Raw genomic sequence first — 11,650 nt, 5'->3', positions numbered from 1 at the left:
AGGCGCGGAACCGGGTAGTCCGGGCCGGAAATCCAGGTACCGCGCGCTCTGGCATGCTGCCGGAGCCAGGCCTATGGTTCACAAAACACACAAAATATGTGTGCTGCATTCCGCCGGATGGAGAAGCAGCCGTGAACGGACCGAAAAACCCAGCAAAGCCGCGGACCGCCGGGTTCTGGCACCGCGCCACCGTCATCCTGGCGAGCGCCGCCGTTGTTATGGCGGGCACCGTGGCGCTGCATCCCGTGCTGGCGGAACTGCTGCCGGGCAGCACCGACGCCGCCGAAGCCGCCCCGATCCCCGCGGTTGCCGGCGAACTGCACGTCACGGCGGCCGGCGACTATTCAAGCTCCACGGCGGCAGCGGACGTCCTGGCCCGGGTGGGGCAGCTCAAACCGGACCTGCACCTGGCCATGGGCGACCTCTCCTACGGCGCCACCGGGGCGGAGCAGGCCTGGTGCGATTTTGTCACCTCCCGCACCGGGCCGGGCTTCCCGTTCCAGCTGGTCTCCGGCAACCATGAGAGTAACGGCCAGAACGGCAACATCAACGACTTCGCCGCCTGCCTGCCCAACCAGCTGCCCGGCGCCGTGGGGACCTACGCCCGCCAGTACTACGTGGACGTCCCGCAGCAGAACCCGCTGGTGCGCTTTGTGTTCATCTCCCCCGGCATCCCCTTCCCGGACGGCACCTGGGATTACGCGGCCGGCAGCGCCCGGTACAACTGGACAGCTGCGGCCATTGACGGCGCCCGGTCCGCTGCCATCCCGTGGGTGGTGGCATCAATGCACGCCCCCTGCCTGTCGATCGGCCAGTACAGCTGCGTTGCCGGCACCGACATCACCAACCTGCTGCTCAACAGGAAAGTGGACCTGGTCCTGAACGGCCACGAACACCACTACCAGCGCAGCAAGCAACTCGCCAGTGCCGCCGGCTGTGCCGGGCTGCAGCCCGGCACCTATAACCCGGCCTGCGTCCGGGACACTGACAATTCCCTGGCCAAGGGCGCCGGCGCCATCTTCGCCACGGTGGGGACCGGCGGCGTGGCGCTCCGGGACGTCAACACTGCGGATCCGGAAGCGCCGTACTTCGCGGCCTATTCCGCCCTGAACGCCAGCCCCAGCCACGGGCTGCTGGACCTGAAATTCACGGAATCAACCCTCAGCGCCGGTTTCGTCGCCACCGACGGCGCTTTTTCGGATGCCTTCACCGTCGGGGCCACGGGCACCAACACACCGCCCACGGCTTCCTTCACGCCGTCGTGCACCGGCCTGACCTGCGGGTTCAACGCCGCCGCGGCCAGCGACCCGGACGGGACCATCACCAACTACGCCTGGGACTTCGGTGACGGCAGCAGCGGCACCGGTGTCTCGCCGTCGCACGCCTACGCGGCCGCCGGCACCTACAACGTCACCCTGACGGTCACGGACAACGGCGGCGCCACCGGCACGGCCACCCAGGCCATTACGACGGCGGCCGGCACCGGCCCGTTCGCGCAGGACACGTTCACCAGGACAGTGAGCAACGGGCTGGGCAGCGCGGAAACCGGCGGGGCCTGGACAGTTCCGGGCAGCGCCGGCAACTACTCCGTGGCCAACGGCACGGGACGGCTGCGGATCCCCACGGCCGGGTCGGGCAACACCGTGGCCCTGGGATCGGTCAGTTCGTCCGCCACCAACCTGACTCTGGAGCTCGCCACCGACAAACCCGCTTCGGGCTCCGGGCTGTACCTCTCCGTGGCGGGACGCCGGATTGCCGGCGCCGGCGAATACCGTGCCAAGGCGGGCCTGACCGCCACGGGCGCCGTGAACCTGTCCCTGGTCAGGACCAACGCCGGCGGCACCGAAACCGTGATCCAAACAGGCACCACCATCGTGGGCCTGAACTACGCCGTGGGCGACCGCCTGGCCGTCCGCCTCCAGGTCACCGGGACCGGCACCACCACCGTCCGGGCGAAAGTCTGGGAAGTGGGAACAGCCGAACCGGTCAACTGGCAACGGTCCGCGACGGACACCACGGCGGCGCTGCAGGCACCCGGCGGCATCGGCCTGATGACGTACCTCTCCAGCAGCGCCACCAACGCCCCCGTCACCGTGCTGCTGGACAACGTCACGGCGGGTGCTCCGTAGCCGGCGCCGGTAACATCGGTCCGTGCCCGGGCGTGCGGGTACCCAAACAATGCTAATCATGCTTACTATTGGCTGGCGTCGGGCTGCCCGCTGGGGGCAGGTCAACCCGCGCGGACCGGAGGTTGCCCAAGCATGGAACAAGAATTGCGTCCCCTCACCGACGACGAACTCCTGTCAGAGCAGGCCACCGCCTTGCCGGACAAGGAAGTTGCCTCCGTCCTGGACCTGAACGCCGATCTGGACCTTGGCATCGACGCCGCCGCCCCGATCGATCTGGCCGTCGCGGCGAACGCCAACGTCGCCGCGCCGATCGACGCCGCCGCCTCCGCCAACATCCTTTCCTTCGGCTCCGAATCCCAGGCGCTTGCGGACCAGGGCGTCATGATTGACCAGGGCATCGTGGCGGACGCCGATGCCGGGTCCGCGCAGGACAGCGTGATCAACCAGGGCAATGACACGGTCGACGGCGGCACTCCCGAAGACACCGCCGGCGGCGCTTCCGAAGGTGGCAGCGTCCTCCCCGACGGTTCCCTGCCGGACGGCACCCTGCCGGATGTGGGCGCTGTGCCCGCCGATCCCGCAGCCGCATTGGACGGGGACCTGCTGAACGTCAACGTGGATCTGGCCGCAGACGCCGACATTGCCGCCCCCATCAACGGCGCCGTCGCAGCCAACGCCAACGTGGCAGCCCCGATAGACGCTGCTGTGGCTGCCAACATCGGCTCGATCGACAGCGACGCCTTCGCCGTGGCCGACCAGGACGCCCTGATCACCCAGCACATTGAAGGCGAAGCGAACGCCTCCGCTGACCAGCAGTCCAACCTCGAACAGTAAGTCCGGATGAGCCTGACCACCGGCGGGCCGCGCCCTGAGGCCGGCCCGCCGCTGTCCCCTGCCGAAACTCCCGCCACACAGCGGCGGAATCCTTCCCACGCCGACGGCGTGCAGCTCCTTGGCCAGTCCGACGGCTCCGGCTACCGCGAAGCGCCGTATCTGGTGCGCCGCGCTGACGGCCAGACCCTGCAGCTGACCCGGCTGCTCTACCTGGTGCTGGCGGCGGCGGACGGAAGCCGGAGCGAGGCCGAAATCGCCCACCACACCAGCCAGGGCTTCGGCAGGCTGGTCAGCGCGGCGAACGTGGGCACCCTGATGCAATCGCAGCTGCTGCCCATGGGCCTGCTCCGGCTGGCGGACGGCTCGGAGCCGGAGGTCAGGAAAGCGGACCCCCTCCTGGGCATGCGTTTCCGTTTTACGGTGACGGACCCGGAACGCACCCGCAGGATCACCGCCCCGTTTGCGGTGCTGTTCAACCCGCTGATCGTGGTGGCCGTGACGGCGGCATTCCTGGCCGCCAGCTGGTGGGTGCTGATGGTGCGGGGGCTGGGCTCCGCCACGCACGAGGCGTTCGCGAACCCGGTCCTGCTGCTGTTGGTTTTTGCTGTCACCATCCTTTCGGCCGGTTTCCACGAATTCGGCCACGCCGCCGCTGCCCGCAGGGGTGGCGCAACACCCGGTGCCATGGGGGCCGGGCTGTACCTGATCTGGCCCGCCTTCTTCACCGACGTCACCGATTCCTACCGGCTGGGCCGGGGCGGCCGGCTCCGCACTGACCTGGGCGGGCTCTACTTCAACGCGATCATCGCCGTCCTCATCACAGGGCTGTGGTGGGCCACGGGCTTCGATGCGCTGCTGCTGGTGGTGGTCACCCAGCTCCTGCAGATGGTCCGGCAGCTGCTGCCGCTGGTGCGGTACGACGGATACCACATCCTGGCGGACGCCACCGGCGTCCCCGACCTGTTCCAGCGCATCAAGCCCACGCTGCTGGGCCTGCTGCCGTGGCATTGGGGGAAACCCGAAAGCCGCGCGCTCAAGCCGTGGGCACGCGCCGTGGTGACGCTCTGGGTGCTCATTACGGTTCCGCTGCTCCTGTTCAGCGTGGCCATGATGGTGCTTTCCCTGCCGCGGCTGCTTGGCACCGCCTGGGCCAGCGCCGCCACGCAGCAGGGCCTGCTCGCCGCCAGCCTCGCCGCCGGGGACCCGGCTGGCGTCGCGGTGCGCGCCCTGGCGATCGCCGCCGTCGTCCTCCCCGTCCTGGGCATGCTGTACATCTTCCTGCGGCTGCTCCGGCAGCTGGTCACCGGCATGTGGCGCAAAACGGCCGGCCGGGCGCTGCACCGGACGGCAGCCATGGGTGCCATCGTGGCGCTGCTTGCCGGGCTGGCCTGGGCATGGTGGCCCGACGGCGGGACGTACCGGCCCGTGCAGCCGTACGAACGCGGCACCCTCGCCGACGCCGCGGCCACTGTCCTTCCGCAGGGCAGCACCATCCTGCGCGAAGGCACTGCCGGCAGCACCGTGGCGCTGTGGCCCCAGGGTGAGCCCATGCCCACCCGGGACAACCCACGGCTGGGGATGGTGCTGGTTCCGGCCGAAAAGGCGGCGGCAGGGTCCGCGCAGCCCGCCGGCTCCGGGACGGATGCGGCGCCGTCGTGGGTGTTCCCGTTCGACCGGCCCGCCGCGCCCGAAGGCGACGGCAACCAGGCCCTGGCGGTCAACACCACTGACGGTTCGGTCAAGTACAGCGTGGCGTTTGCGCTCGTGTGGGCCGACGACGGCGGGCCCGTGGACACCCGCAACGAGGCCTACGCCTTCGCCGACTGCGCGGACTGCGCGGCCGTGGCCGTCGGCTTCCAGGTGGTGCTGATTGTGGGTGAGGCGGACGTTGTTGTTCCGGAAAACCTGTCCGCGGCAGCCAACTACAACTGCAGGGACTGCCTCACGTACGCCTTGGCAAGCCAGCTGGTCCTGACGCTGGACGGCCCCCTCGGCACGGACAGCCAGGGGCAGCTCGAGGCACTGTGGGCGGAGATCGCCGACTATGGCCGGACCCTCCGCAACCAACCGCTGGCCTCCATCCAGGGCCGGCTTTCGGCCTACAAGGACCGCATCACTGCGATCGTCAAAGCTGATCCCGCTGCGGCCCGGACCGGGCCGTCCACCGGGCCGTCCACCGGACCCTCCCCGGCCACTTCCGCCGGTCCCGGCGGAACGCCCGCCCCTGGGACAACACCCGGCCCGGGCGCAACGCCTGCCCCCAGCGGCCAGCCGGCCACCGGCCCCACAGGCTCCAGTTCCGGCTCCGGTTCCGGCAGCGTACCGGTTCCAACGGGGACGGCCCCGGCCCCGGCGGACCCGGCAGGGACTGCCCCTACCACCGCACCGGCGACGCAACCCGCCATAGGTGGCCTGCCGGCGTCGGACGCACCCGTTGAGCCGGCGGCCCCCACGGCGGATACTGGGGGCACGGCACCCGCCGGCGAGCCCCAACCCACCGCACCACCCCGCTAGGAGAGCAGATGTCATTGAGCAAGGGAACGTCCGTGGAATGGAACACGCCCCAGGGCATGACGCACGGGAAAATCGTGGAAAAGAAGACCAGCGACTTCGAACTGGACGGCAACACGCACCGCGCCAGCAAGGACGAGCCGCAGTATGTGGTGGAGTCGGCCAAAACCGGTGCACGCGCTGCGCACAAGGCCTCGGCCCTGAGCGAGAAGAAGTAGCCGTGGCCGCCCGGCACGAGGTCCTGATCATCGGCGGTGGCAACGCCGGGATCTCCCTGGCCGCGCGTCTGCACCGCTACGGCGTCACGGATGTGGCGGTGGTCGAGCCCAAGGACCACCACCTCTACCAGCCGCTCTTCTCCCATATCGCCGGCGGGCGGGCGCAGGCCACGGAAGCCATCCGCAGCCAGCTGTCCGTCACTCCGACGGGCGTCACGTGGATCCACGACGGCGCCGCCGCCATCGACGCCGACGCCAACACCGTGACCCTGGCCTCCGGCGCCGAAGTGGCCTACGGACAGCTGGTGGTGTGCCCGGGCCTGCAATATGACTGGGACGCTGTGCCCGGGCTGGCCGAGGCCGTCCACTCGGCGCACGGCTCGTCGCACTACGAGTTTGAGCTGGCGCCCAAGACCTGGACCCTTCTCAGCGGCATGACCTCCGGGACCGCCGTGTTCACCATGCCGGCCGGGCCCATCAAGTGCGGCGGCGCCAGCCAGAAACCCATGTACCTTGCCTGCGACTACTGGCGCGAACAGGGCGTACTGGACAGCATCCGCGTGGTGATGGTCCAGCCCTACCCCACCGTGTTCGGTGTCCCCGAAATAGACGACGAGCTGGACCGGAAGATTGCCGAATACGGCATCGAACTCCGGACCAACAGCGAGCTGGTGGCAGTGGACGCCGGCTCGCAGGTGGCCACCATCCGGGACACCGGGTCCGGGGCGGAGGAAGCCCTCCGCTACGACGTCCTGAACGCCGTGCCGCCGCAGTCGGCGCCGGACTGGCTCAAGGCCACGGACCTGCCGGCGCCGGGCGAACCGGGCGGCTTCGTCGACGTGGACCGGCAGACCCTGCGGCACCTCCGCTACCCCAATGTCTGGTCGCTGGGCGACGCCGCCGGCACCACCAATTCAAAGTCCGGCGGGGCCCTGCGCAAGCAGACCAAGGTGGTGGCGCAGAACCTCGTCGCCGCCCGGAAGGGCAAGGCGCTGCCGGCCAAGTACGACGGGTACTCCGTCTGCCCCTTTACGGTGTCGCGCTCCACGGTGGTGTTCGCGGAGTTCGATGACCGGTACCGCCCCCGGCCCAGCATCCCCCGCGTCCCCACCTGGAACGAGAGCCGGCTGTCCTGGGTGGTGGACCGGGACATCTTCCCGCAGGTCTACTGGAACCTGATCCTGAAGGGCCGGGCGTGAACGGGTTCCCGCCGTGGGTTAGGTGGCCGCGGGGAGATTGACGACTGCGGCCGTCGCCTCCGCGATGGCCCGCTCCTCATCGGTGGGGACCACCAGGACCGGCAACCCTGACTCCGGCGTGGAAATCACGCGCGGTTCCCTGGTCCGGACACTGTTCAGGCCGGCGTCGAGCTCCACACCCAAGGCACTTAGCCGGTCCGCCACGAGGGCACGGAACTGGTGCGAGTTCTCGCCGATGCCGGCGGTGAACACCAGCGCCTTCGCCCCGCCCACGGCCACGTGGTAGCCGCCGATGTACTTGGCCAGCCGGTAGGACGTGACGGCCAGGGCGGTGGCTGCCCTGGCGTCGCCGGACTCCGCGGCGTCCACCACGGAGCGCATGTCATTGTTGCCGGCCAGCCCCTTCAGGCCGGACTCCCGGTTGAGCAGGGTGTCCAGGTCTTCCGGGGTCCAGCCTGCACGGCCCAGGAACACCAGGATGGAGGGGTCCAGGTCGCCGGACCGGGTGCCCATGACCAGGCCTTCGAGGGGAGTGAAGCCCATGGACGTGTCCACCGAGTGGCCGCCGCGGATGGCCGTGACGGACGCGCCGTTACCGAGGTGGGCGATCACGCCGTCGAACTCGTCCACGGGCAGGTCCAGCAGCGCGGCCGCCTGCCGGGTGACGTACTCGTGCGAGGTGCCGTGGAACCCGTACCGGCGGATGCCGTGGTTGGTGTAAAGCTCGTCCGGGACGGCGTACCGCCAGGCGTGCTCGGGGAGGGTGCGGTGGAAAGCGGTGTCGAAAACCGCTACCTGCGGCATGTCCGGCCATTTTTTGGCAATGGCCCGGATCCCCAGCACGTTGGCCGGGTTATGCAGGGGCGCCAGCGGGTTGAGCCGCTCGATGGCGCGGGTGATCTCGTTGTCGATCAGCACGGGTTCGGCGAACCGCTCGCCGCCGTGCACCACCCGGTGCCCCACGGCGTCGAGCGTCAGGTCGCCCAGGTCCTGCTGGATGGCGGCGTCCACCTGCTCCAGCGCTTCGGCGTGGTCGCGCGGGCCCTGGGTTTCGCCGTCCCCGCCGCCGCCGTTGCCCACGCCGATCTTTTCGATCAGGCCCTCCGTCAGGACGCTTCCCGCCGCCACGTCGCGCACCTGGTACTTGAGCGAGGATGAACCGGAGTTGATGACCAGTACGAGCATGAGTGGGGCCTCCTGAGCCGTGCGCCTGCAGTTCCGGTCCCAGCCTATCGGGCGGTCCCCCGCTGCTGCGGATCCTGCACCGACCCTATCCTCCGGCGATGTCCCGCAGGGTCTGCAGGTGCGCACGCCAGGCGTCCGTGCCGGCTTCGGACAGGCTGGCGGAAGTGCGGGGCAGCTTGCCAACGAAGCTCTTGCTGATCTGCACATACCCGGCCTTCTCCAGGATGGACAGCTGCTTGCTCAGCACCGAGTCGCTGACCTGGATGGCATCGCGGAGGTCCTTGAAATCCATGGTCTCCGCCCCGGCCAGCGCCGCCATGATGGAAAACCTCACCGGCGAGTGGACCAGGTCATCCAGCCGGTGCCGCGGGTGTTCAGGACCAGTGCTCATGAGCGGAGTTCGCGGAGCGCCTGGGACAGGCCAAAGCCTGCAAGCACGACGGCGGCGCTCATGTAGTACGCCAGGTTGCCGTCGCTGAAGCGGACAACGCCCACCACGATGGCGAGCACGTACAGGAAGAAGAAGCCGAACAAGGAGGTCAGGAACCGGCGGGTGAAACCGGTTTTCGCGGACCGTTGGAAGATGGGAATGATGCAGGAGATCACTGCAGCCCAGACACCGATGGACCCGGCCAGCAGCGGGGCTCCGTAGCCTGTAGTGGCCACGATGTGGAAGCCGACCATCAGCAGCGAGCCCAGGATGGCCAGGCTGGTGAATGTGACGGCGGCCGGCCAGCCGGCTGTTCTGGTGGCCGATCTGCCGAGGCTTTCGGCGCGGGCCAGGAGCTCAAGTGCTTCGGCTGAGGTGGGGCTCTGGCTGTCCATGGTGTGCCTTCCGGTGGGTGCCTTGTTGTTGACTCCACCCTAAGAAAGTACTTTCCAATATGTCAAGTACTTTCCGGGGCTCAGCGGGAAAGTTCACATCAAACCACCCGCCGTTGCGAATGGCCGGACCGTGTGCTTATGGTCAACACACACGCTGCACCACGCCCGGGAGGAAATTCCATGCCGAACAGCACCAACCACACCGAAGACAACGACCCCACCAACACGGGGTCCAGCAGCACCGCGCCGCTGGACAGCGGGAAAGAGCAGGACGCCGGCTCCGGCACCAAGGATCCCACCGGCGTTGAAGGCGCCAACCCTGCCCTGGACGACACCGGAAGCGCCAAGGCGGGCCAGACCGGTGACGCGGCAGAGCAGCCGGAAAACCCTGCAGACCTGGACCTGACCCCGCAGGGGCTCTCCGACGAGCCCGCCAAGCAGGAGGACCCGGACAGCCCGGCCAAACCGGACAACAGCTAGTCCCGCAGGAGGCGGCGCCGGCACCTTAGCCAGGTGCCGGCGTCGTCCGTCTCCGCGGATTCCTGCGGCAGCGGCGCCGTGTCAGGCCTGCGCCTGGATGGCCGTGATGGCCACGGTGTTGACGATGTCCTCCACGGTGCAGCCGCGGGAGAGGTCGTTGACCGGTTTGCGCAGGCCCTGCAGGACGGGCCCCACGGCCACGGCGCCGGAGCTTTGCTGCACGGCCTTGTACGTGTTGTTGCCGGTGTTCAGGTCCGGGAAAATGAACACCGTTGCCTGCCCGGCCACTGTGGAGCCGGGCATTTTGGACGCGGCAATCGAGGCGTCCACGGCGGCGTCGTACTGGATGGGACCCTCGACAGCGAGGTCCGGGCGGCGCTGGCGCACCAGGTCGGTGGCCTGCCGCACCTCGTCCACGGCCTCCCCCGAGCCGGAGCCGCCGGTGGAGTAGGACAGCATGGCCACACGCGGCTCCACCCCGAACTGCACGGCGGTCTCCGCGGACGCCAGGGCGATGTCCGCCAGCTGCTCCACATTGGGATCGGGGTTCACGGCGCAGTCGCCATAAACCAGGACCCGGTCCGGCATCAGCATCAGGAACACCGAGGACACGATCTTCACGCCGTCCCGCGTTTTGACGAATTCCAGGGCGGGCCGGATGGTGTGGGCCGTGGTGTGTGCGGCCCCGGACACCATGCCGTCCACCACTCCCAGCTGGACCATCATGGTGCCGAAATAGCTGACATCCTGCATGATTTCCAGGGCTTTGGGCAAGTCCACGCCCTTGTGTGCCCGCAGCTCGGCGTACTTCTCCGCGAACTGCTGCCGGAGCGGGGATGTTGCCGGGTCCACCACGTTGATGCCGGAAAGGTCAATGCCGCTGCCTGCCGCCAGCTCGCGGACGTCGGTTTCCGGGCCCAGGACGGTCAGGTCGCAGACGTCGCGGCGGTGCAGGATCTCGGCAGCACGCAGGATCCTGACGTCCGTCCCCTCGGGCAGGACCACGTGCCGCCGCTGGGTCCGGGCCCGTTCGATCAGGTCGTGCAGGAACCGCAGCGGGGTCATCCGCTCCGCCCGGGGCAGGTGCAGGCGTTCCACCAGCTCGGCTTCGTCAACGCGGCGGGACCACAGGCCCAACGCCGAGGCCACCTTGCGGCGGTGTCCGGACCAGATCTCGCTCCGGACCTCCGCCACCCGGCGGGCCGTGGTGTAGGTGTCCTGGCTGGAGGCAAAGACCGGGAACGGAGCCTGCGCCAGGAGCGGGTAGATGTTGGCGTCGGGAGCCAGCCCACCCGTGAGGATGAGGCCCGACGGCACCGGGAATTCAGGCGAGAAGGAGGATGCCAGGCAGGCCACCATCACGTCGGCCCGGTCGCCCGGCACAATCACCAGGGCGCCCTCGTCCAGCACGTTCAGGAAGTTGCCCACGTTCATGGCCGCCACCTTGATGTCCCGGACGTCCCGCTCCATGTCGGCGCGGCCGGCAATCTGCCGGACGCCCAGCGCCGCGGCCACCTCACCCGTGGTGGGGCGGGCAATTTCGTCCAGCTCGGGCAGCACGTACACGGGCCGGCCGGAGGCGCCGGGTTTCACGGCAGCGGCGATGTCCGCCAGGTCTTCCGGGTCGGCGCGGTTCACCATGATGGCCAGCAGCGAGCACTTTTCCGCCAGGAGCTCCTTCCTGGCAACCTCGACGGCGGCCGCAGCCTCCGCCACGGTCCGCCCCTTGGCGCCCACCACCGCCACCACGGGTGCGGCCAGGTTGTTGGCCAGGCGGGCGTTGAGGTCGAACTCGACGGCGGCGTCCTGGCCGGTGAGGTCTGTTCCTTCCACGATCACCACGTCGCAGTGCCGGGAAATCTCGGCGAAGATCTCGACGCAGCGGGCATCGATGTCAGCACGCCGGCCATCCGCCAGCAGGCCGCGGACCTCCTCGAACGTGAGCCCGCCGCGGCAGCGCTCATCCTCCAGGGCGAACCGGGACTTCATCAGGGCCACCATGGGATCGTCCGCCGCCACCTTGCCGTGGACCACGGGCTTGAAGAAACCGATCCTGTCCGCATGCCGGTGCAGGGTGTCCGCCAGGCCCAGGGCCACCAGGGATTTGCCCGAGCCGGGGGTGGTTGCGCTGACGTAAATGCCTTTGGCCATGGTCCGCCCTTTGCTGTTTGCTGGTGCCGGTCCATCCATCCTTGCACTTGTTGGCGGGCTTGGGCCGTCCGGCCCGCGTGGTGCCGGACACGCCCCCTGCGTGTGGCCCCCTCCCAGC

Annotated in this window: 10 protein-coding genes; 6 read left to right on the top strand and 4 right to left on the bottom strand. The window is 69.2% G+C overall.

Annotated features, from left to right (window positions below; translation table 11 throughout):
• Window positions 1-131: 131 nt before the first annotated feature.
• The 5 genes from ASF72_RS20765 (at window position 132) to ASF72_RS03325 (ending at window position 6,891) form a co-directional block, all read left to right on the top strand.
• Window positions 132-2,129, top strand: coding sequence for a PKD domain-containing protein (locus ASF72_RS20765; protein ID WP_200933613.1), 1,998 nt, complete (start codon window positions 132-134; stop codon window positions 2,127-2,129).
• A gap of 132 nt (window positions 2,130-2,261) precedes the next feature.
• Window positions 2,262-2,963 (top strand): hypothetical protein, encoded by a 702-nt coding sequence (locus tag ASF72_RS03340; RefSeq protein ID WP_056596606.1) that lies wholly within the window; start codon window positions 2,262-2,264, stop codon window positions 2,961-2,963.
• A 6-nt stretch (window positions 2,964-2,969) separates the two neighbouring features.
• Window positions 2,970-5,477, top strand: coding sequence for a hypothetical protein (locus tag ASF72_RS03335; RefSeq protein ID WP_056596603.1), 2,508 nt, complete (start codon window positions 2,970-2,972; stop codon window positions 5,475-5,477).
• Between the two features lie 8 nt (window positions 5,478-5,485).
• Window positions 5,486-5,692 carry a DUF2945 domain-containing protein gene (locus tag ASF72_RS03330; protein WP_056596600.1) on the top strand — a complete coding sequence of 69 codons (207 nt, stop codon included), beginning with the start codon at window positions 5,486-5,488 and terminating at the stop codon, window positions 5,690-5,692.
• Between the two features lie 2 nt (window positions 5,693-5,694).
• Window positions 5,695-6,891: an NAD(P)/FAD-dependent oxidoreductase gene (locus ASF72_RS03325; protein ID WP_056596597.1), complete on the top strand. Its 1,197-nt coding sequence runs from the start codon at window positions 5,695-5,697 to the stop codon at window positions 6,889-6,891.
• Window positions 6,892-6,909: 18 nt separating this feature from the next.
• On the opposite strand, the gene ASF72_RS03320 is transcribed toward ASF72_RS03325, so the two are convergent.
• The 3 genes from ASF72_RS03320 to ASF72_RS03310 all read right to left on the bottom strand — a co-directional run bounded on the left by ASF72_RS03320 (window position 6,910) and on the right by ASF72_RS03310 (window position 8,901).
• Complete coding sequence (locus ASF72_RS03320; RefSeq protein WP_056596594.1) at window positions 6,910-8,076, bottom strand: acetate kinase; 1,167 nt, start codon at window positions 8,074-8,076, stop codon at window positions 6,910-6,912.
• A gap of 85 nt (window positions 8,077-8,161) precedes the next feature.
• Window positions 8,162-8,467, bottom strand: a complete 306-nt coding sequence (locus ASF72_RS03315) for a winged helix-turn-helix domain-containing protein (protein WP_056596592.1) — start codon at window positions 8,465-8,467, stop codon at window positions 8,162-8,164.
• Window positions 8,464-8,901, bottom strand: a complete 438-nt coding sequence (locus ASF72_RS03310) for a hypothetical protein (RefSeq protein ID WP_056596589.1) — start codon at window positions 8,899-8,901, stop codon at window positions 8,464-8,466. The genes ASF72_RS03315 and ASF72_RS03310 overlap by 4 nt, the downstream gene beginning before the upstream one ends.
• A 180-nt stretch (window positions 8,902-9,081) precedes the next feature.
• Between ASF72_RS03310 and ASF72_RS03305 the strand changes: the two genes are divergently transcribed.
• The gene (locus ASF72_RS03305) at window positions 9,082-9,381 is read left to right on the top strand and encodes a hypothetical protein (RefSeq protein ID WP_050684466.1); all 300 of its coding nucleotides are present in this window, start codon (window positions 9,082-9,084) and stop codon (window positions 9,379-9,381) included.
• Window positions 9,382-9,462: 81 nt separating this feature from the next.
• On the opposite strand, the gene pta is transcribed toward ASF72_RS03305, so the two are convergent.
• Window positions 9,463-11,532 (bottom strand): phosphate acetyltransferase, encoded by a 2,070-nt coding sequence (gene pta, locus ASF72_RS03300; protein WP_056596586.1) that lies wholly within the window; start codon window positions 11,530-11,532, stop codon window positions 9,463-9,465.
• Window positions 11,533-11,650: the final 118 nt, after the last annotated feature.

Origin of the sequence: Arthrobacter sp. Leaf141 (assembly GCF_001424565.1) — a bacterium.
Classification (GTDB): domain Bacteria; phylum Actinomycetota; class Actinomycetes; order Actinomycetales; family Micrococcaceae; genus Arthrobacter.
This window is presented reverse-complemented; position numbering and strand designations above follow the sequence as displayed.

Excerpts from the sequence above, each read along its gene's own strand:
- ASF72_RS03340 (WP_056596606.1), top strand. The coding sequence starts at position 2,262 with ATGGAACAAGAATTGCGTCCCCTCACCGACGACGAACTCCTGTCAGAG.
- ASF72_RS03335 (WP_056596603.1), top strand. The coding sequence starts at position 2,970 with ATGAGCCTGACCACCGGCGGGCCGCGCCCTGAGGCCGGCCCGCCGCTG.
- ASF72_RS03330 (WP_056596600.1), top strand. The coding sequence starts at position 5,486 with ATGTCATTGAGCAAGGGAACGTCCGTGGAATGGAACACGCCCCAGGGC.
- ASF72_RS03320 (WP_056596594.1), bottom strand. The coding sequence starts at position 8,076 with ATGCTCGTACTGGTCATCAACTCCGGTTCATCCTCGCTCAAGTACCAG.
- ASF72_RS03315 (WP_056596592.1), bottom strand. The coding sequence starts at position 8,467 with ATGAGCACTGGTCCTGAACACCCGCGGCACCGGCTGGATGACCTGGTC.
- ASF72_RS03310 (WP_056596589.1), bottom strand. The coding sequence starts at position 8,901 with ATGGACAGCCAGAGCCCCACCTCAGCCGAAGCACTTGAGCTCCTGGCC.
- ASF72_RS03305 (WP_050684466.1), top strand. The coding sequence starts at position 9,082 with ATGCCGAACAGCACCAACCACACCGAAGACAACGACCCCACCAACACG.
- pta (WP_056596586.1), bottom strand. The coding sequence starts at position 11,532 with ATGGCCAAAGGCATTTACGTCAGCGCAACCACCCCCGGCTCGGGCAAA.